An 18,282-nucleotide genomic window follows, 5' to 3' on the forward strand; every position below is an offset into this window, starting at 1 on the left:
GTCAGTGGGCGGCGCCACCACCCGGACAGGGGTACCCCTGGTCGGTCGGACGGGTGGCGCGGCCGACTGGCTACGGTGAGCGCGTGAACCAGTGGAGCGCGCAGAGTCCCGGCAGCGGTGCGCCGGGCGGCTGGGGGACCGGACAGGTCCCGCAGGGCGGCGGCTACGCCCAGGGTGGGTGGTCCGGCGGCGACCCCACGCAGGGCGTGCCGTACGGGACCACGCCGAACGAGCCGTACGGTGCCGCCCCGGCGCCCTACTCCGCCGTGCCGGCCGGCGCCTACCAGTCGCCGCAGGGGTCGGGCGGCGGTCCCTGGGGCGGGGGCGGACCCGACGACGGGAACCGCGCCGTCTACGTCGTGCTCGCGATCGCGGCGGTGCTCGTCGTCGTGCTCGTCGTGGTCGGGCTGTTCGTCCACCGCAGCTTCACGTCCACGGCGGGGACCCCGACCGAGACCACCTCGCCCGGCCCGGCACCCGGCCCCGGCGGGGGGACGACGACGGAACCCCCGCAGACGACCGAGCCGCCGGCGCCGACCGCACCGCCCGGGGTCGAGGAGTCGGGGGCGACGACCGTGTTCGACATCGACGTCGGCAACTGCGCCCTCTACTCCGACTACACCGCACTCTCGAACGACCTCGTCCTCACGCCGTGCGCGGAGCCCCATTTCATGGAGTTCTACCACGTGTTCGACGTCCCGGACCGGGAGGAGTTCCCGGGCGTGGACGGCATCCACGCCGAGGCGCAGGAGGGGTGCCGGGTCGCGTGGGACGCCCTGCCGGAGCCCTCACTCGACCTCGCCCGCGTCGAGCTGTCGACCCTCGCCCCGTCCCAGAGGACCTGGGACAACGGCGACCGCGAGGTGCTGTGCGTGGCCCGGACCGTCGACGAGACCGACTCGCTCCAGGGCAACTTCCAGGACGGTTCGGCCGTCCTCACCTCGTGAGCGCGCCGCGCGCGGGCGGCAGTGCGCCACCCGTCGTGCCGGCGGTGGCGGCAGGCATGGGGAGCGCAACCCATCACCCGCGCTGCCGATCGTTCGCCGCGTTATCTATCGTCGCTCCGTGACTCCCGGCTCCGCGCGCCTCCGCGACGGTCGGACCGCGCCCGCGCGGACCGGCCGGGCCGACGCGCACCCCGATCCCGCCCCGCGCGGCGAGGGCCGTCCGGGCGACGCGCAGACGCCGGACGAGGCGAGCCCCCACGCGTCGGCGCCGGACGAGCCGATCCGGGGCGGATCGGCGACGAACGGCGCCGCGTCGGTCGGCACCGCGGCGAACGACAGCCCGACGGACGAGAACCCGCCCGACGACGACCTGCCCGTCGAGCGCGCCCAGGTGCCCCTGCCGCCGGGCGCCGGCTGGCCGGCCCTTCGTACCGTCCCTGCCGCCGGCGGGGGCGCCGCGGACGGGCCGCAGGGCGGCACGGTCGACCCTGCGGCGGGGCGTCCGCACGTCGACGCCGACCCGCGAGCGGGAGCCGCCGCAGCCACCGACGACGCACCGGGCGACGCGTCCACCAGGTCCCGTTTCGCGCCCACGGCGGACTCCCCGCCGTCGGCGCCGCCGGGCGTCGCCTCGCGTCGAGGCTCCGGCGCCCGCCCGGCGCCCCTGCCCGGGACCGCGCGCCCGGCCCCGCGCGGCGCCCGCACCCCGTCCGCAGCGGACGAGCTGCGCAGCCTCGCCGACCGCCCCGCGGCGCCGGACGAGGACCCGCAGTCGACCCACACCGGACCGACCGCGCGCCGCGCGCTCCCGCGCACCGTCTTCCACGGGCTCCAGCCCCGCACCTCGCGCGCGCGTCCCGACCAGGCCAGCCCCAGCGCGGTGCCCACCTCCGTCGAGATCGACGGTCCCGGCGAGAGCGCGGCCCGCGCGGACGACGCGCGCGGCGGGGCGGGCGCGGCCGTGGGTCTGCCCCGCATGTCCGACGACGCCCCAGCGCGGACCGCCACCGGCGGCGCGCACGCCTGGCGGGACGCCCCGCCTCCGGGGGCGCCGCCATCGGGCCGCGCCCGTCCGGGCTCACCGGGCCGGCGGCGCCGGACGACGCGCCTGCTCGCGGCCGCCGCCGCCTTCGTCGTCGTGGCCGCCGTGGGGTGGACGACCTTCGCCTCCCTCGGCAGCGGCGACGACCTCTCGAGCAACCTCGGGCAGGCGCCGGCGGCCCCCGAGGCCACCGAGGCCCCGGCGGCCCCCGAGGCCCCCGGCGCCGCCGACTCCGAGCCGGACGGCGCGGCTCCCGCCCCGGCCGAGGAGGAGTCGGAGGAGGATGCCGAGGAGGAGACGGAGCTCGGCGGCGCGGACAGCGACGCCGACAGCGGTGTGGACAGCGATGCGGATGCCGACGGCGGGACCGAGGACGAGCCCACCCGGGCGCCGGGAGATCCGTACGCCCCGCCGGGCATCCGGCGCGGCGGCGGCATGGAGCTGCGCCCCGAGAGCAGGCCCGAGCGGCTCGGGAGTTCCGGCGACCTCGAGGTCGGCGACTGTCTGACGGCCGCGGCGCTCGCCGACCGGTCCGGGATGACCGTGGTGGTCCCGTGCGACGAGCCCTTCCAGGTGCAGGTCGTCGGCGAGACGACCCTCGCGGGCGACACCTGGCCGGGCGAGACCGCGATCCTGCGGCAGTCGGCCGAGACGTGCTCCCGGATCGTCGACTCCGAGGCGCCTCCGGGGCTCGCTGACGTCGGTGAGGTCGACGTGGTGGCGCTTCCGCCGACGGCCGAGACCTTCGCGGACGGCGACCGCACGATCCTCTGCGCCGTGACGACGACCAGCGACACCGAGTGGTTCGACGGCTCGCTCCTCGACGAGGATCCCGCCGCGGACGCGGGCAGCGGCCCCTCCTCGGACCCCGGGGCGGGCGGCTAGTAGAGTCGGCCCTCGTGGCTACAGACTTCTCCTCCGAGATCGCGGACCTGCGCAGCACCTACGCGACCATCTCGGCCGTGACCGACCCGGACGCCCTGCGTGCGCGGATCGCCGAGCTCACAGAGGAGTCGGCCGCGCCGGACCTGTGGGACGACCCCGAGGCGGCCCAGGTGGTGACGACGAAGCTCTCGCACGCGCAGCACGACCTCGAGCGGCTCGAGCGCGTGGGGGAGAAGATCGACGACCTCGAGGCGCTCGTCGAGCTCTCCGAGGAGGAGGACGACGACCTCGACGCCGAGGTGCAGTCCGAGCTCGCTGCCGTCCGCAAGGTCCTCGCCGACCTCGAGGTCCGCACGCTGCTCTCGGGCGAGTACGACCAGCGCGCCGCCGTCGTCACGATCCGCGCCGGCGCCGGCGGCGTCGACGCCGCGGACTTCGCCGAGATGCTCATGCGCATGTACCTGCGCTGGGCCGAGCGCCACGGCTACCCGACGTCGGTGATGGACACCTCCTACGCCGAGGAGGCGGGGCTGAAGTCGGCGACCTTCGAGGTCAACGCGCCGTACGCCTTCGGCACGCTCTCCGTCGAGGCCGGCACCCACCGGCTCGTGCGGATCTCCCCGTTCGACAACCAGGGGCGTCGTCAGACCTCCTTCGCCGCTGTCGAGGTCATCCCGCTCATCGAGCAGACCGACCACGTGGAGATCCCCGAGTCCGAGATCAAGGTGGACGTCTTCCGGTCCTCCGGACCGGGCGGGCAGTCCGTCAACACGACCGACTCGGCCGTGCGGATGACGCACATCCCCACCGGCATCGTCGTGTCGATGCAGAACGAGAAGTCCCAGATCCAGAACCGTGCGGCCGCCCTGCGCGTGCTCCAGTCCCGGCTGCTGCTCCAGCGCCAGGAGGAGGAGGCCGCCGAGAAGAAGGCCCTGTCCGGGGACGTCAAGGCGAGCTGGGGCGACCAGATGCGCTCCTACGTCCTCCAGCCGTACCAGATGGTCAAGGACCTGCGCACCGAGCACGAGTCCGGCAACCCGTCCGGCGTGTTCGACGGCGAGATCGACGATTTCATCGACGCCGGGATCCGCTGGCGCCGCTCGGGCGACTCCGAGGACTGACCCACCCCCGGTCACGGCGACCTGACGAGGACGGCAACGGTCCGGTGTCGGGGCGGCGTGGCGTCCGGGACCGGCGGCGTGCCGGGACGTAGCATCCAACCGGCCAGGTTCCACCTTCCCCGCCCCCGAGACTGGCCGCCGCTGCTGTGATCCGATTCGACAACGTCTCCAAGGTCTACAAGCGGGGCGCCAGGCCCGCGCTGGACGAGGTGACCCTCGAGATCGAGCGGGGCGAGTTCGTCTTCCTCGTCGGCGCCTCCGGATCCGGCAAGTCGACCTTCCTTCGGCTCGTGCTGCGCGAGGAGCGCGCCACCTCCGGCACCGTGTTCGGGCTCGGCCACGACCTCGCGCGCCTCTCGCGCTTCCGCATGCCGCGCCACCGCCGGCAGATCGGGATGGTCTTCCAGGACTACCGGCTCCTGCCGGGCAAGTCGGTGTTCGACAACGTGGCCATCACCATGCAGGTCACGGGCCGCCCGCGGCACCAGATCCTCACCGTGGTGCCGCAGACCCTCGAGCTCGTCGGGCTCACCGGCAAGGAGAAGCGGCTCCCGCACGAGCTCTCCGGCGGCGAGCAGCAGCGCGTGACGATCGCCCGCGCCATGGTCAACCGCCCCCAGGTCCTCCTCGCGGACGAGCCCACGGGCAACCTCGACCCGGACACGTCCGAGGGGATCATGGAGCTCCTCACCCGCATCAACTCCACCGGGACCACGGTGGTCATGGCGACGCACGACGACGACCTCGTCGACCGCGCACGCCGCCGCGTGGTCGAGCTCGTCGACGGCCGCGTGGTGCGCGACGAGGCCGGCGGCTCCTACCTCGCCGTGGTCGCGGCCGCGCGCCGGGCGGCAGGCGGCCGCGACGAGGCCGCGGAGGTCGCGCGGTGAGGCTCCGGTTCATCCTCGGCCAGGTCTCCCAGGGGATCCGCCGCAACGTCGCCATGACCGTCGCCGTCGTGCTCGTGACGTTCGTGTCCCTCGTCTTCGTCGGCGCCGGCCTGCTCCTGCAGACCCAGGTCGACCGGCTCAAGGACGACTGGTACGACCGCGTCGAGGTCGCCGTCTTCATGTGCCCCACGGCGTCGGAGAACCCGGCGTGCGCGGCGGGGGAGGCGACCGAGCAGGAGATCGACGCCGTCGGGAACCTCCTTCAGTCCTCCGACCTCGAGCCTTACGTCGCGGAGGTCTTCCTCGAGACCAAGGAGGAGGCCTACGAGAACTTCCGGGAGCGGCTCGAGGACTCCGCCTGGTCCCGGCAGGTCACGGCGGACCAGATGCAGGTCTCCTACCGGATCCGGCTCGAGGACCCCGAGCAGTTCCGGATCGTCGCCGACGAGCTCGAGGGCCGCGCCGGCGTCGACGTGGTCGTCGACCAGCGCGAGCAGCTCGAGCCCCTGTTCGTCATCCTCAACCGCTCCACCGCCGTCGCGCTCGGGCTCGCCGGCGTCATGGCCGTCGCCGCCGTCCTCCTCATCACGACGACGATCCGGCTCTCCGCGCTCTCGCGCAGGCGGGAGACGGGCATCATGCGCCTCGTCGGCGCCTCGAACTGGGTCATCCAGGCCCCCTTCATGCTCGAGGGCGCGATCGCCGCGCTGCTCGGGTCCGTCCTGTCCGTCGCGGGGCTGCTCGCGGCGGTACGGTACGGAGTCGAAGGGTGGCTCGCGCCCTCCGCACCCTGGGTCGCCTTCGTGACGACCGCGGACGTGTGGCGGGTGGCCCCACTTCTCGTCCTCGCCGCCGTCCTGGTGGCAGGCGTGTCCTCGGTCGTCTCGCTCGCCCGTTACACGAAGGTCTAGGTCACTGATGTCGACGTCCTCCTCCCACCCCGCGCCCGCGCGCACGTGGCTCGTCCGTCTGCGCGAGCGGGCCGCACTCGCGGCGACCCTCGCGCTCGCCGCGACCCTGGTCGGGCCGGGAGCCGTGGCCGACGACGACGACGAACCCACCCGGGAGGAGCTCGTCGAGCGGCTCGCGGACAACGCCGAGCGGCGCGAGGAGCTCGAGCACGACCTCGAGGGCGTCTCCGCCGACCTCGCGAGCTCGCTGGTCGACCTCCAGCTCACGCGCGAGCAGATCCCGGTGGCCCAGGAGGCGCTGCAGGTCGCCGAGGACGACCTGGCGGCCGCCGAGCGGCACCAGGAGCAGGTCGAGGGGCGCCTCGGGGTGGCCGAGTCCGACCTCGCGGCCCTCGAGGACGAGATCGCCGAGGGCGAGGAGGCCTCCGAGGAGACCCAGGACGCGCTCGGGGAGCTCGCCCGGTCGACCTACCGCGGCGACACCGCGCCCTCGACCCTCGCCCTCATCACCGAGTCCTCCTCGGCCGACGACTTCATCGGCTCCTACTCGGTGGTGAGCACCGCCGTGCGCACGCAGACCGGGCTGCTCGACCGGGTGGCCGAGGAGAACGCGACCAACCGCAACCAGAGGCTGCGCCAGGACACCCTCACCCAGCGGGTCGACGACCTCAACGACGAGGCCGTCGAGGCCGTGGAGACCGCGGACGAGCTGCGCGTCCGGCAGGAGGAGGCGCTCGCCGAGGTCGAGGACCTCGAGGCGCTGCAGGAGGAGCTCGTCGCGGACCTCGAGGACCGCGAGGAGGAGCTCAACTCCGACATCAACGCGATCGGCCTGTCCAGCCTCTCCACGCAGGAGCAGATCGCCGCGATCGACGAGGAGAACCGCCGCCTCGAGCGCGAGCGCCTCGAGCGGGAGCAGCGCGAGCGGGAGGCACGCGAGCAGGCCGAGCAGGAGCGGGCCGCCCAGGAGCGCGCCGAGCGGCTCCGACGCGAGCAGGCCGAGCGGGAGGCCGCCCCGGCCGCGCCACCCCCGCCCGCACCGGCACCGGCGCCCGCACCGGAACCCGACCCGGCGCCCGCGCCCGACCCCGCGCCGGCGCCGAGCGCGACCTTCGTCCCGCCCGTCCCGCGGCCGCTCATCATCACCTCGCCGTACGGGCCGCGGATCTACCCGATCACCGGGGCCTGGTCGATCCACCCGGGCGTCGACTTCCGCAGCGCCTGCGGCAACACCCAGGGGGCGATCGCCTCAGGGACGGTGTCCGCGACCAACCCGTCGGGCACCACCGGCACGAGCGGCAACCAGGTGATCATCAACCACGGGATCATCGACGGCCGCTCCACGGTGTCGATCTACAACCACCTCTCGTCGTTCGCCGTCTCGCCCGGCCAGACGGTGTCGCAGGGCCAGTCCATCGGCTCCACCGGCCAGACCGGCATGGTCACCGGCTGCCACGTGCACCTCGAGCTGTGGCTCGACGGCCAGATGACCGACCCGATGAACGTCCTCTGACCCTCGGCTCCCGCGGGGCTCGTGAGGGGGAGGGGCCGGTGCGTCCGGCGTCGTCGGGCGTCCGGTGGAATGGGCTGGACACGGCTCGGTAGACTCGATCCTCGGCCCAGAGGTCGCCCCTGCACGGGGCGCGGGCGAACGACCGCGCACCCGGCGCGGTCCCGGAACCATCGGACGGACGGAGGTCGGTCATGAGCAGGATGAGCAGGGCGGCCAAGCCGACCGCCGCGGAGAAGGCCAAGGCGGAGGCGGACGCCAAGAAGATCGTCGCCCGCAACAAGAAGGCGCGCCACGACTACCACCTCGACGAGATCCTCGAGGCCGGCATCTCCCTGTGGGGGACCGAGGTCAAGGCGATGCGCGCCGGCCGCGCGTCCCTCGTGGACGGCTGGGTCGAGTTCGATCGCGGCGAGGCCTGGCTGCGGGACGTCCACATCCCCGAGTACGCGCAGGGCACGTGGACCAACCACGCCCCGCGGCGGAAGCGCAAGCTGCTCCTGCACAAGGAGCAGATCGCCAAGTGGGCCGTGGCCTCGCGCGAGAAGGGGCACACCGTCATCCCGCTCGAGCTGTACTTCATCGGCGGCCGGGCGAAGGTCTCCATCGCGCTCGCCCGCGGCAAGCAGGAGTACGACAAGCGTCAGACCCTGCGCGAGCGGCAGGACGACATGGAGGCGCGGCGGATGATGAGCCTGCGCAACCACGGCTGACACCCACCACATCTGGTCGAGGGTGCGGGTCAGGGGCGCGTGGTCCGGCCCCCGACCGGTCGAGAGTGCGGCTCAGCGGCCGCACGGTGGCGTGGGTCGCCGGGAATGTCCTCGCCCGCCGCTACGTTGGGCACGTATGATGGACAGTCGCACCGCGGCAACCCGGCTCGTCCGGACCGCGGGGCGGAACAACTCAACAGGGGATGATCGGTTTCGACGATGGTCGTGCTTCCAGGAGAAGCGGGTAGAGGATGCAGAGTTATCTCTTTAACGCCCTCTGCAAACCAATAGGTGCCGATTCCAAGCGCACCGACTTCGCCCTCGCCGCCTGAGCGAGCCTCGAAGTCCGTCAGCCCGGGCCTGCTCTCGTCCCGGATCCTGGCGTCATCTAGAGAGCCACTGCTCGTAGCCCTCGTCAGCGGGGCTGCGGGAACACTCAGTTGACTGGGCCCGTCAGCAGCTTGTTCGCGTGACTGCTGGGGCCGAGAAAATCTACCAGCGGACTGCACCCGGAGAAGTCCTGTTCTCACGCCGTCGGACGCGGGTTCGATTCCCGCCATCTCCACTCATCCCTGTGAGGCCGAGAGGCCCCGGACCCGCAACGGTCCGGGGCCTCTCGTCGTTGGTGCGCGTGGCGGTTCGTGCGCGGAGCTAGGTCCGTATCAGGTCTGCCCGCCCGGGGCGCACGGCCGGCCGCATCTGCGTGATACCACGCTGGTATCGTTCGGTCATGGCGATGACGTTGCGTCTGAACGAGAACGACGAGCGGGCGCTTGCCGCCCTGGCCGAGGCCGACGGGGTGAGCAAGCAGGAGGCGACCATCCGTGCGATCCACGAGGTGGCGGAGCGCCGCGGGCACGTGAAGGCGGTGTCCGAGGCGTCGGCGCGCGCGCGGAGCCGCTACGCAGAGGTGCTCGAGCGGCTGGGGCGTTGACCGTCTACCTGACCACCGAGGATCTGCTCGCGCTGGTCGACGACCTCGGCGTCGGGCCGGTCAGGGACCTGGGGCTGCTGGGGTCGGCCGCCCACCGGCCGACGACCGTGCTGTGGGGCACGGATGTCTACCCGACCGTCGTCCTCAAGGCCGCCGCGCTGCACGACTCGCTGGTCAACAACCACGCCCTTCTCGACGGCAACAAGCGTCTCGGGTGGCTGGCGATGATCGTCTTCCTCGACGTGAACGGAATCTGGATCGAGGCCCCCGACGACGAGGCCTACGACCTGGTGGTCGCCGTCGCCGACAGGTCCGCGACGATCGACGAGATCTCGGACGCCCTGCTGCGATGGTCGCAGCCCTGACTGAGCCGCCGTGACGTGCGGGCTGCAGGATCAGCTGCCGAAGGCCTGGACGAGCTCGGGCACCTCGCGCAGGTGCGTGGCCACGGTGCGGGCGGCGCGCTCGGCATCGTGCTCCTCGAGGGCGGTGACGATCTCCCGGTGCTCGCGGGCGATCGTCTCGTAGCGCTGCGGCGCGGTGGTGATCGTGCGCAGCGCCAGGCGGATCTGTCGTGAGCGCAGCGACTCGTACATCTGCGTGAGGACGTCGTTGCCGTTCCACTGCACGAGCCGCTCGTGGAAGCGCTGGTCGAGCCTGGCGGAGTCGTTCCACCTCAGCTCCTCCGCCGCCGCGTCCATCTCGTCCGCGATGGCCGAAAGGTCGGGCGGCGCCCCGAGTCTCAGCTCGCAGATGCGGGCCACCACGTGGGACTCGACGACGAACCGCGCCTGGTAGATCTCGCCCATCTCGCGCGAGTTGACCGTCCGCACCTGTGCGCCACGGCGGGGGACGAGGTCGACGTACCGCTCGGCCTGGAGCCGCTGGAGGGCCTCGCGCACCGGCGTGCGGGAGGTGCCCACCCGCTCGGCGAGCGCGACCTCCTCGACGAACTCTCCCTCGGCGAGCTCGCCGGTGAGGATGGCCTCGACGACCCACTCGTAGGCGCGGGCGCCGGCCGGAGGGGTGCGCGGGGAGCGCCTGCGGGGCTCCTTCGCGGTCCGGCTCATGGGGCGAGCATATCGTTGCACCCGGAATATGCGCCGTGTATACATGGCGTGCACATGGTTCCCGGTGGCCACCGCCGCTCTCCGGGCACCTCCGACGAAGGAGGAAGATGAATACCCCCACGAACGCCCGGCACGCGGTCTGGCTCACCGAGCCGTCGACGGCCGCCGTCGAGATGGCACGCATCGCCGGGTACGACACGGTCGTCCTCGACATCGAGCACGGCCTCTTCGACCTCGCCGCCCTCGACTCGCTCATCCCGTTCATCCGCGCCAAGGGCATGCGCGTCATCGCCAAGGTCCTCGGCCCCGAGCGCGGCCCGATCCAGCAGGCGCTCGACTTCGGGGCGAACGCCGTGGCGATCCCGCACATCGAGTCCGCCGAGCACGCCGCCCAGATCTGCGGCTACGCGAAGTTCCCCCCGCTCGGCGACCGCTCCTTCGCGGGCGGCCGGACCTCCGCCTACCGCGGGTTCACCGACCAGTGGGTGACCGACCAGGACACCGGGACCGCCTGCTACCCGATGATCGAGGACGGTTCCGCGTTCGACGACATCGAGGGCATCCTCGCCCTCCCCGTCGTCGACGGCGTGTTCGTCGGCCCGTCCGACCTCTCGCTGCGCCGGGACCGTGGGGCGTACTCCGTGGGGCCCGACGACCTCGCGGACATCCGCACCGTCGCCCGCGCGGCGCGGGCCGCCGGCAAGCCGTGGGTCCTGCCCGCCTGGAGCCGTGCCGAGCAGGAGCTCGCGGTCGCCGAGGGGGCAGACACGATCGTGGCCGTCATGCAGTACGGCGCCATGCTCGGCGGCTTCACCGCGACGAGGGAGGCGCTGCTCGAGATCGAGAAGCGCGGGAAGGACGACTGACATGACTCTCACCGCAGCCGTGGTGCAGCTGGCACCGGGCAAGGACAAGCAGGCGAACCTCGCCACCATCGAGGGGCACCTCCGTGCGGCCGCCGCCCGTGGGGCGCGCCTCGCCGTGCTCCCCGAGTACGCCGTGTTCACCGTGCCCGCGATGGACGACCGGTTCGTCGAGAGCGCCGAGCCGCTGGACGGGCCGACGGTGACCCGCCTCGCGGAGATGGGCACCGAGCTCGACCTGACGATCGTCGCCGGCGTCAACGAGCCCGCCGGCGAGGGGCGCATCCACAACACCCTCGTCGGCCTCCAGGGCGGGGAGGTCCGGGCGGTCTACCGCAAGGTCCACCTCTACGACGCCTTCGGCTACAAGGAGTCCGACAAGGTCGACGCCGCCGACCCGTCCGTGCCCCAGCTCCTCGAGGTCGACGGCTTCACCGTCGGTATGCAGACCTGCTACGACCTCCGGTTCCCGGAGACGAGCCGCACCCTGGTCGACGCCGGGGCCGACGTCCTCGCGCTCCCGGCCGAGTGGGTCCCCGGGCCGCTCAAGGAGTACCACTGGAACACGCTCCTGCGCGCCCGGGCGATCGAGAACACGACCTACGTGCTCGCCGCCGACCAGTGCGCGCCCACCGGCGCCGGGAACAGCGTGGTCCTCGACCCCATGGGCATCGCCCTGGCCGGGGTGGGGGAGGCGGCCGGCATCGCCGTCGCCGAGCTCGACCGCGCCCGGCTCGACCACGTGCGCACGGTCAACCCTGCTCTTCAGCTGCGCCGCTACGCCGTCAACCCTCGGGAGGTGCGATGACGGCGCGCGCCTCGCGCCGTCGTCCGGTCTCGGTGATCGCCCTGGCCGGCGTGGCCGCGAGCCTCGGGCTCGCCGCCTGCGGCGGGTCGGGGGGCGCCGACGGGGACGAGGAGTTCGTCCTGCACTACACGACCTACTCGAACGCGACGTCGGACCAGAGCCGCACCGTCCAGCGGTGGGCCGAGGAGGTCGAGGAGCTGACCGACGGGGGAGTCCGGGTGGAGTTCCACTACTCCGAGAGCCTGGTCGGCGCCGACGAGTCGGTGCAGGCCACCCTGGACGGCCGCGCCGACCTCGCCCAGGTCGGGTCGCTGTACGCCGCGTCCGACCTGTCGATGTACACGGTCTCCGAGCTGCCCTTCGAGACGGAGAACCCGGAGGCCCACATGCGCACCCTCGCGCGGATGTTCGAGGAGGACCCGGTCTACCGGGAGGACTTCGACCGCCAGGGCGTCCGCCAGCTCTTCCCGCTGCCGCTCGCCAGCGCCGTCGTCGGCGTCAACGAGCCGGTCTCCTCCCTGGACGACCTCGCCGGCCGCAGCATCCGTGCCGGCGGGCTCACCTCCGAGGTCATGCTCGCGGCCGGCGCGAACCCGGTGGCGATGACCGCCACCGACGTGTACGAGTCGATGGAGCGTGGCGTCATCGGCGGCTACACCTCGCTCGCGCTCGCCAACCTGCCCACGTTCGGGCTCTCCGACGTCACCCCCTACATCCTCGACCCGGGGATCGGTGCCTACGGGTCGTCGATCGTCGTCGTCAACGAGGAGCTCTTCGACTCCATGCCCGCCGAGTATCAGGACGCGCTCCTCACGGCGTCCGGCCACGCGGTCGACAACGGGCTCGAGGAGCTCGGCGTGCTCGCCGACGAGGCGTGCGCCGACCTGCGCGAGTCCGATGCCGAGTTCACCTCGCTGCCCGACGAGGACGTGGCGGAGTGGCGCGAGCTGGCAGGGGCAGACGACGACTGGGTGGACCGCTACTCCGAGCGTGGCTACGACGCGGCAGGCGTCCTCGAGCGCTACCGCCGCATCATCGCGGAGGAGACCGAGGCGTCCAGCTACGTCGACCCGCTCCACGACTGCATGGGGGAGGCGTCATGACCGCCCCCCGCCTGCCCCGCGCCCTCACGGGCCTCGCCGGTGCGCTCAGCCTCCTGGCCGGCGCCCTCCTGCTCGTCCTCGCCGTGCTCACGGTCGCCGACGTCGCCGGACGGTCGCTGTTCGACCGCTCGATCGTCGGCACGGTCGACATCTCGACGATGCTGCTCGTCGGCGTCGCGTTCCTCGGTCTGGCCGCAGCGCAGGTCGACGGCAGGCACGTCGACGTCGACCTCGTGGAGGCGCGGCTCCCGCAGGGGGCCCGCGTGGTCCTCGCGATCGTGCGCTGCGTGCTTCTCGTCGGCCTCGGCGCCGTGCTCGTCTGGGGCCTGACCGACCAGCTGATGAGCGCCTACGACCGCGGCGAGACGACGAACGACATCCTGCGGCTGCCCACCTGGCCCGCGAAGCTCGCCCTCGTCGTCTCCTACGTGCTCTTCTTCGTCACGGCGATCTGGTCGACCGTCAACGACGTCCGGGTGCTGCGCCGGGGCGAGGACCTCGCGCCGTCCTGGGCCGACCAGGCCGCGGACGAGAGCCTGCTCGTCACGCCGGCGGGCAGCACCGGTGCTGCCGCGGGCGGCACGACCGACACCGCCACAGCCGGCACGACAGACACCGCCCCGGGCGGGACCACCGACACCGAGGGGGGTGCGCGATGAGCGCCGAGAACCTGTTCGCCCTGGCCACCGTGCTCGTCGTCTTCCTCGCGCTGCTGACGATCCGGTTCCACGTGGGCCTGTCGCTCATGCTCGCCGGGATGGTCGGCGTCATCCTGCTCCGCACGACCGACGCCGCCGTCAGCACCGTGGCCAGCCAGCCGTTCTCGGCCTCGGCCGACTACTCGCTGACGATCATCCCGCTGTTCATGCTCATGGGCGTGTTCGCGGTCCACGGCCGCCTCGCGGCCGCCGGGTTCGACGGCGCCTCCCGGATGCTCGGCCGGTTCCCCGGCGGCACGGCGCTCGCCTCGCTGGCGGGCTCGGGCATGTTCGCCGCCGTCACGGGGTCGAGCGTCGCCACCGTCGCCACGATGGCGCGCGTCTCGACCGACGCCATCGTCAAGGCCGGCCACGGCATCAAGCTGGCGGCGGGTGTGGTCAGCGCGGGCGGCACGCTCGGCGTCCTCATCCCGCCGTCGATCGTCCTCGTCCTCTACGGCGTGGTCACCGAGGAGAGCATCGGCCGGCTGCTGCTCGCCGGCATCGGCCCCGGGCTGCTGACGATCCTCGTCTACGCCGTGACGATCGTCCTGCTGGTCGTGCGCGAACGGCGGCGCTCGGCGGCGATCGAGGCCCAGGTGCCCGCGACGGTGGGTGCCGGTGCGGCCGGGACCTCGGCCGACGCGACCGGCGAGGGGCGGGCGAACGACGCGGGCGTGTCCGGCGTCGGGGACTCCGACCATCCCGAGGGTGAGGGGAACGCCCCGACGACGACGAACAGGCCCGACCGGGCCGGCGTCGCCTACCTCGCCGTGATCTTCCTCGTCTCGATCGGCACGATCTACGCCGGCGTGGCCACGCCCACCGAGGCCGCGTCGTTCGGTGCGATGACCGCGCTGATCATCCTGCTCATCCGGACGCGGCCGCCGCGGTGGATGGTCGTGCTCAAGGAGTCGGTGACGGAGGCCGTCGGGCTCACCGCCATGACGTTCCTGCTCATGGCCGGGGCCGGGGTCTTCACGTACTTCCTCGCCCTGTCCGGGGCGAGCAGCGCGCTCGTCGACGCGGTGGTCTCGGCGGAGCTCCCGCCCTACCTCGTCCTCGTGCTGTGCCTGCTCATCCTCCTGCCGCTGGGGATGTTCCTCGACGGCGTGTCGATGATCCTCGTCGCGGCCCCGCTGCTGCACCCGATCCTCACCGAGTACGGGTTCGACGGCATCTGGCTGGGCATCCTCGTGGTCAAGGTGGCCGAGATGGCGCTCATCACCCCGCCGGTCGGCATGAACGCGTTCGTCTACTCGGGCTCGGTGCCCGAGGCGGGCCTCGGCCGGGTCTTCCGCGGGATCGTGCCGTTCATCGTCGCGGACGTCGTGGTGGTCGCGATCCTCATCCTCGTGCCCGACATCGTCACGTTCCTGCCGGACATGGGTAACGCCTGACATCGGTGGGTCGCGAGCGTGCGGCCCGCCCCCGACGAGCCCCGGACCCCTCGCGGTCCGGGGCTCGTCGTCGTCGTGAGCGTGTGCCCGGGGGTGCTCGTGGACGTGGCTCAGAGGCTCCCGGCCGACCGGAAGACGTCGAGGAACGCCGACGCGGCGGGGCTGAGCTCGGTGCTGCGGTGCATGGCCACGAGGGTGAGTCCGACGTCGGTCCGCAGGTCGTTGACCTGGAGGCCCGCGTGCCGGGCGAGCGAGCGCCACCCTTCCGCCATGATCGCGGTGCCCGTCCCGGCGAGCACCATCGGCAGGATCGCCTCGCGGTGCTCGGACTCGATGACGATCGCCGTCGACCGGTTGGCGGCCACCACCTCGTCGGCCACCTTGCGCATGCCCGTCCCGTCCTGGCCGGCGATGAGGCGGATCCCCTCGAGGTCGGCGTAGCTCAGCGTGCGTCCGGCGGGCAGCCGGCTGTCCCGCGGCGCGACGACGATGAACCCCTGCTGCGCCACCGGGACGAGCGTGAGGCTGCCCGCGGAGAGCGGCGTGGTGGTCGCGGCGATCCCGACCTCGACCGCGCCGGACAGCACGAGCGCGCTGACGACGGCCGGGGTGCCGGCGGCGCGGATGACGACCTCGACGTGCGGATACTGGCGGGAGAACACGTCGAGCACGCCGGGCAGGGGGTCGACGGCCTGGGACGGCATCGTCGTGATGACGAGCCGGCCGCGCCGGAGGCCGGAGACGGCCTCGACGTTCGCGCGGGACAGGTCGAGCCAGTGCAGGACCTCGCGCGCCGGTGCCACGAGCGCCTCGCCCGCGGCCGTCAGCCGCAACGACCGCCCCGCGCGCGAGAACAGGTCGGTGCCCAGGCTGCGCTCGAGGGTGCGGATGGACTGGGAGACGGAGGGTTGGGCGACGTAGAGCTTCTCCGCCGCGGCGCGGACACCGCCCTCGTCGACGACGGCGAGGAAGTACTCGAGCTGGCGGGCGTCCACCGGCTGCACGTTACCGTGGCCGAAACCTATCGGCGAAGCGGACGCCACGACGAACGCCGCTCGGGTCGGCGCGTCATCAGATAGGCGTGACCTATCGGAGCGATCCGATGTTGGTCTTGGACGTCACACCCGGTGTCCGGCTCTACTGGTGGAGGACGCCGCGACGACGCGGCGCGCACGAGACCCGCACAGGAGCGAGACGTGACGAACGCGTACAGGATTGCCACCATCCCGGCCGACGGCGTGGGCCGCGAGGTCGTCGAGGTCGGCCGCCAGGTGCTCGAGGAGGCACTCGCGGTCGCCGGAGGCGATGCCACCTTCGAGTGGACGGAGTTCCCCTGGGGCTCGGACTACTACGCCGAGCACGGCGTGATGATGGCCGAGGACGGTCTCGAGCAGCTCAAGGGGCACGACGCCATCTACTTCGGCGCCGTGGGCTGGCCGGGCGTGCCCGACCACGTCAGCCTGTGGGGCCTGCGCCTCGCGATCTGCCAGGGCTTCGACCAGTGGGCCAACGTCCGCCCCGTCACCTTCCACCCCGGCATCACCAGCCCGCTGCGCAAGGCCGACACCACCCCGCTCGACTGGGTCGTCGTCCGTGAGAACAGCGAGGGCGAGTACGCGGGCGTGGGCGGCCGCAACTTCTCCGGACGGGAGTCCGGCGAGGTCGCCGTCCAGAGCTCGCTGTTCACCGAGGCCGGCTGCGAGCGGATCATGCGCTTCGCCTTCGACCTCGCCCGCACGCGCGACCGGAAGAAGGTCACGAGCGTGACCAAGTCCAACGCGCAGCAGTACGGCATGGTCCTGTGGGACGACGTCTTCAGGCGGGTCGCCGCCGACTACCCGGACGTCGAGACCGAGAGCGTCCTCGTCGACGCGATGGCCGCGAAGTTCGTGCTGCGGCCCGAGGACCTGTCCGTCGTCGTCGCCTCCAACCTCAACGCCGACATCCTCTCCGACCTCGGCAGCGCGCTCGCCGGCAGCCTCGGCCTCGCCAGCAGCGCCAACCTCAACCCCGAGCGCCGGTTCCCGTCGATGTTCGAGCCTGTGCACGGCTCGGCGCCGGACATCGCGGGCAAGGGCGTGGCCAACCCGATCGGCGCCGTGCTCAGCGGAGCCCTCATGCTCGACCACCTCGGCGAGACCGCGGCCGCCGATGCGGTGCGCGCCGCCGTCGACGCCGTCACCGGTGCCGGCGTCCTCACGCCCGACGTCGGGGGCACCTCCGGCACCGCCGACATCACGTCGGCGCTCATCGCCGAGCTGCGCGCCGCCGCCGGCTCCCGGCCCGCCGACGACGCGGCAGTCGTCTCCCAGTAGTCCGGCGGGCGCCCACCGCCCGCCGAACCGGTGCGGGAGCGGCACCGCTGCTGCCCTCGCACCCGCACGACCCGGTTCCACCACACGATCCAACGGAGGACGAGAGATGAACCGCCTGACGAAGATTGCCGCCCCCCTCGCCGGGGCCGCCCTGCTCCTGGCCGCCTGCGGCGGTGGCGACGACGCCGCCGACTACCCCGACCGCCCCATCGACTACGTCGTGGCGTTCGACGCCGGCGGCGAGTCCGACATCACCGCCCGGCTCCAGCAGGAGCCGCTCGCCGAGGCCCTCGGGGTCGACATCACCGTGTCCAACCAGCCCGGCGGCGGCGGCGCGCTCGCCTGGTCCGAGCTCACCCGCACCGAGCCCGACGGCTACACCGTCATGGGCCACAACATCCCGCACATCATCCTCCAGCCGATGATGCGCGACGACGCCGGGTACGAGACCGACGACCTCGAGCACGTCTACTTCTTCCAGAGCACGCCGAACGTCCTCATGGTCAGCGCCGACAGCGAGTACGAGACGATCGAGGACTTCATCGCCGCGGCCGAGGAGAACCCCGGCTCCCTGTCCGTCGGCGGCTCCGGCGACTACAGCGCCAACCACGTGGCCACGCTGCTGCTCAACGACGAGGCCGGCATCGAGACGACCTACACCCCGTTCTCGGGCACCGGCGCCGCGACCCCGGCCCTGCTCGGCGGGCACGTCGACGCGCTCATGACCTACACGCCGATGATCGACCAGCTCGGCGACCAGGTCCGGGTCCTCGCCGTCGCGACCGAGGAGCGCCTCCCGCAGTGGGAGGAGTACCCGACCTTCATCGAGAGCGGTGTCGAGCTCGCCGACGGCGCCTACCGCGGCGTCGCCGTCCCGCCCGAGACGCCCCAGGAGATCATCGACCAGCTGGTCACCGCCTTCGAGGAGGTCAATCAGGACCCCGAGCTCGTCGAGCAGTTCGAGCAGCAGGGCTTCGTGCTGGAGAACATCGGTCCGGAGGAGGCGCAGGAGCTCATCGACGAGCGTCGGGAGGTCTACACCGACCTCTTCGAGCGGCTCGGCCTGATCTGA

The 18,282-nt window shown here is 72.7% G+C and carries 18 protein-coding genes and 1 other RNA gene; 17 read left to right on the forward strand and 2 right to left on the reverse strand.

Features of this window, described 5'->3' with window-relative positions; genetic code table 11:
* The first annotated feature begins 83 nt into the window (after positions 1 to 83).
* The 10 genes from AC24FB_RS11850 (at position 84) to AC24FB_RS11895 (ending at position 9,318) form a co-directional block, all read left to right on the forward strand.
* On the forward strand, positions 84 to 947 hold the full coding sequence (locus AC24FB_RS11850) for a septum formation family protein (RefSeq protein ID WP_425715499.1): 864 nt from the start codon (positions 84 to 86) through the stop codon (positions 945 to 947).
* A 118-nt stretch (positions 948 to 1,065) separates the two neighbouring features.
* A complete protein-coding gene (locus AC24FB_RS11855; protein ID WP_425715500.1) occupies positions 1,066 to 2,874 on the forward strand; it encodes a septum formation family protein in 1,809 nt (602 codons plus the stop codon).
* 14 nt (positions 2,875 to 2,888) lie between these two features.
* Entirely contained in the window at positions 2,889 to 3,995 is a 1,107-nt protein-coding gene (gene prfB / locus AC24FB_RS11860) for a peptide chain release factor 2 (protein ID WP_425715501.1), read from the forward strand.
* Positions 3,996 to 4,141: 146 nt separating this feature from the next.
* Entirely contained in the window at positions 4,142 to 4,885 is a 744-nt protein-coding gene (ftsE, locus tag AC24FB_RS11865; RefSeq protein ID WP_425715503.1) for a cell division ATP-binding protein FtsE, read from the forward strand.
* The gene (gene ftsX / locus AC24FB_RS11870) at positions 4,882 to 5,796 is read left to right on the forward strand and encodes a permease-like cell division protein FtsX (protein ID WP_425715504.1); all 915 of its coding nucleotides are present in this window, start codon (positions 4,882 to 4,884) and stop codon (positions 5,794 to 5,796) included. Before ftsE ends, ftsX begins: the two co-directional genes overlap by 4 nt.
* A 7-nt stretch (positions 5,797 to 5,803) precedes the next feature.
* Complete coding sequence (locus tag AC24FB_RS11875; RefSeq protein ID WP_425715505.1) at positions 5,804 to 7,309, forward strand: peptidoglycan DD-metalloendopeptidase family protein; 1,506 nt, start codon at positions 5,804 to 5,806, stop codon at positions 7,307 to 7,309.
* 191 nt (positions 7,310 to 7,500) lie between these two features.
* Complete coding sequence (gene smpB, locus AC24FB_RS11880) at positions 7,501 to 8,019, forward strand: SsrA-binding protein SmpB (protein ID WP_425715506.1); 519 nt, start codon at positions 7,501 to 7,503, stop codon at positions 8,017 to 8,019.
* A 199-nt stretch (positions 8,020 to 8,218) separates the two neighbouring features.
* Positions 8,219 to 8,587: a transfer-messenger RNA gene (gene ssrA / locus AC24FB_RS11885) on the forward strand.
* Positions 8,588 to 8,749: 162 nt separating this feature from the next.
* The gene (locus AC24FB_RS11890) at positions 8,750 to 8,953 is read left to right on the forward strand and encodes a CopG family transcriptional regulator (RefSeq protein ID WP_425715507.1); all 204 of its coding nucleotides are present in this window, start codon (positions 8,750 to 8,752) and stop codon (positions 8,951 to 8,953) included.
* Entirely contained in the window at positions 8,950 to 9,318 is a 369-nt protein-coding gene (locus AC24FB_RS11895; RefSeq protein ID WP_425715508.1) for a type II toxin-antitoxin system death-on-curing family toxin, read from the forward strand. The genes AC24FB_RS11890 and AC24FB_RS11895 overlap by 4 nt, the downstream gene beginning before the upstream one ends.
* A 30-nt stretch (positions 9,319 to 9,348) precedes the next feature.
* On the opposite strand, the gene AC24FB_RS11900 is transcribed toward AC24FB_RS11895, so the two are convergent.
* A complete protein-coding gene (locus tag AC24FB_RS11900) occupies positions 9,349 to 10,023 on the reverse strand; it encodes a GntR family transcriptional regulator (protein ID WP_425715509.1) in 675 nt (224 codons plus the stop codon).
* Between the two features lie 107 nt (positions 10,024 to 10,130).
* Here AC24FB_RS11900 and AC24FB_RS11905 point away from each other — a divergent pair, with 107 nt between their 5' ends.
* Genes AC24FB_RS11905 through AC24FB_RS11925 form a run of 5 tightly spaced genes read left to right on the forward strand, consistent with a single transcriptional unit; the run spans position 10,131 to position 14,895 of the window.
* Positions 10,131 to 10,889 (forward strand): HpcH/HpaI aldolase family protein, encoded by a 759-nt coding sequence (locus tag AC24FB_RS11905; RefSeq protein ID WP_425715510.1) that lies wholly within the window; start codon positions 10,131 to 10,133, stop codon positions 10,887 to 10,889.
* Between the two features lies 1 nt (position 10,890).
* The gene (locus tag AC24FB_RS11910) at positions 10,891 to 11,694 is read left to right on the forward strand and encodes a carbon-nitrogen hydrolase family protein (protein WP_425715511.1); all 804 of its coding nucleotides are present in this window, start codon (positions 10,891 to 10,893) and stop codon (positions 11,692 to 11,694) included.
* Entirely contained in the window at positions 11,691 to 12,797 is a 1,107-nt protein-coding gene (locus AC24FB_RS11915; protein ID WP_425715512.1) for a C4-dicarboxylate TRAP transporter substrate-binding protein, read from the forward strand. The genes AC24FB_RS11910 and AC24FB_RS11915 overlap by 4 nt, the downstream gene beginning before the upstream one ends.
* Entirely contained in the window at positions 12,794 to 13,456 is a 663-nt protein-coding gene (locus AC24FB_RS11920) for a TRAP transporter small permease subunit (RefSeq protein ID WP_425715513.1), read from the forward strand. The genes AC24FB_RS11915 and AC24FB_RS11920 overlap by 4 nt, the downstream gene beginning before the upstream one ends.
* Positions 13,453 to 14,895, forward strand: a complete 1,443-nt coding sequence (locus AC24FB_RS11925; RefSeq protein WP_425715514.1) for a TRAP transporter large permease — start codon at positions 13,453 to 13,455, stop codon at positions 14,893 to 14,895. The genes AC24FB_RS11920 and AC24FB_RS11925 overlap by 4 nt, the downstream gene beginning before the upstream one ends.
* A gap of 110 nt (positions 14,896 to 15,005) precedes the next feature.
* Here the strand turns inward: AC24FB_RS11925 and AC24FB_RS11930 are convergent, their stop codons facing one another.
* Positions 15,006 to 15,890, reverse strand: a complete 885-nt coding sequence (locus tag AC24FB_RS11930) for a LysR family transcriptional regulator (protein WP_425715515.1) — start codon at positions 15,888 to 15,890, stop codon at positions 15,006 to 15,008.
* A 201-nt stretch (positions 15,891 to 16,091) separates the two neighbouring features.
* On the opposite strand from AC24FB_RS11930, the gene AC24FB_RS11935 reads away from it, so the two are divergent.
* Together AC24FB_RS11935 and AC24FB_RS11940 are read left to right on the forward strand one after the other, a co-directional pair.
* Positions 16,092 to 17,210, forward strand: a complete 1,119-nt coding sequence (locus AC24FB_RS11935; RefSeq protein ID WP_425715516.1) for a tartrate dehydrogenase — start codon at positions 16,092 to 16,094, stop codon at positions 17,208 to 17,210.
* Positions 17,211 to 17,316: 106 nt separating this feature from the next.
* Positions 17,317 to 18,282 carry a tripartite tricarboxylate transporter substrate binding protein gene (locus AC24FB_RS11940; RefSeq protein WP_425715517.1) on the forward strand — a complete coding sequence of 322 codons (966 nt, stop codon included), beginning with the start codon at positions 17,317 to 17,319 and terminating at the stop codon, positions 18,280 to 18,282.

It is taken from the genome of Georgenia sp. Z1344, assembly GCF_057652375.1.

Coding starts and splice junctions, on each gene's coding strand:
- AC24FB_RS11875 (WP_425715505.1), top strand. CDS start 5,804: ATGTCGACGTCCTCCTCCCACCCCGCGCCCGCGCGCACGTGGCTCGTC.
- smpB (WP_425715506.1), top strand. CDS start 7,501: ATGAGCAGGATGAGCAGGGCGGCCAAGCCGACCGCCGCGGAGAAGGCC.
- AC24FB_RS11890 (WP_425715507.1), top strand. CDS start 8,750: ATGGCGATGACGTTGCGTCTGAACGAGAACGACGAGCGGGCGCTTGCC.
- AC24FB_RS11900 (WP_425715509.1), bottom strand. CDS start 10,023: ATGAGCCGGACCGCGAAGGAGCCCCGCAGGCGCTCCCCGCGCACCCCT.
- AC24FB_RS11905 (WP_425715510.1), top strand. CDS start 10,131: ATGAATACCCCCACGAACGCCCGGCACGCGGTCTGGCTCACCGAGCCG.
- AC24FB_RS11910 (WP_425715511.1), top strand. CDS start 10,891: ATGACTCTCACCGCAGCCGTGGTGCAGCTGGCACCGGGCAAGGACAAG.
- AC24FB_RS11915 (WP_425715512.1), top strand. CDS start 11,691: ATGACGGCGCGCGCCTCGCGCCGTCGTCCGGTCTCGGTGATCGCCCTG.
- AC24FB_RS11920 (WP_425715513.1), top strand. CDS start 12,794: ATGACCGCCCCCCGCCTGCCCCGCGCCCTCACGGGCCTCGCCGGTGCG.
- AC24FB_RS11925 (WP_425715514.1), top strand. CDS start 13,453: ATGAGCGCCGAGAACCTGTTCGCCCTGGCCACCGTGCTCGTCGTCTTC.
- AC24FB_RS11940 (WP_425715517.1), top strand. CDS start 17,317: ATGAACCGCCTGACGAAGATTGCCGCCCCCCTCGCCGGGGCCGCCCTG.